This window comes from Bradyrhizobium sp. SRL28 (assembly GCF_018596315.1).
GTDB lineage: Bacteria > Pseudomonadota > Alphaproteobacteria > Rhizobiales > Xanthobacteraceae > Bradyrhizobium.
This window is the reverse complement of record NZ_JAHEAG010000230.1, coordinates 1-427: the sequence shown is the minus strand read 5'-3', so window position 1 is coordinate 427 and position 427 is coordinate 1. Positions and strand designations below refer to the sequence as shown.

Here is a 427-nt window from a genome sequence, read left to right as displayed (position 1 = left end):
ACAAATTATCTGTGCTGGGCCTGTCATGCCTACGATTCCAGATCATCCTCCGTGGTCTCCTCTCCTCTGGCCTTTGATGCAACAGTTACCAGCCTGTTTGCACCCTTGATCTGTGGTGGCCATGCAGATCTTATGATGGAGGGACAAGAGGTCGAGGGGTTAAAAGCAAAGATCAGCGCGGAATGCGGAACAATCAAGATCACCCCGAGCCATCTGGATGCTCTTGGGCAACAGATGCTGGCGGACTCCGCTGCCAGCCAAGTTGAATCATTTATTATCGGCGGTGAAGCGCTGTCGCATTCAACAGTTGAGTTGTGGCGCAAGATCCAGCCCACGGCCCGAATGGTGAATGAATATGGCCCAACCGAAACAGTTGTCGGTTGTATCTTTTATGACGTTCCAACAGAAATGGCTGTATCTGCGAACA

At 51.3% G+C, this 427-nt stretch carries 1 protein-coding gene; it reads left to right on the top strand.

Annotated features, from left to right (window positions below; genetic code table 11):
* The coding region (locus tag KIP88_RS46125; protein ID WP_214494670.1) for an AMP-binding protein at positions 1-427 on the top strand (427 nt) is incomplete at both ends.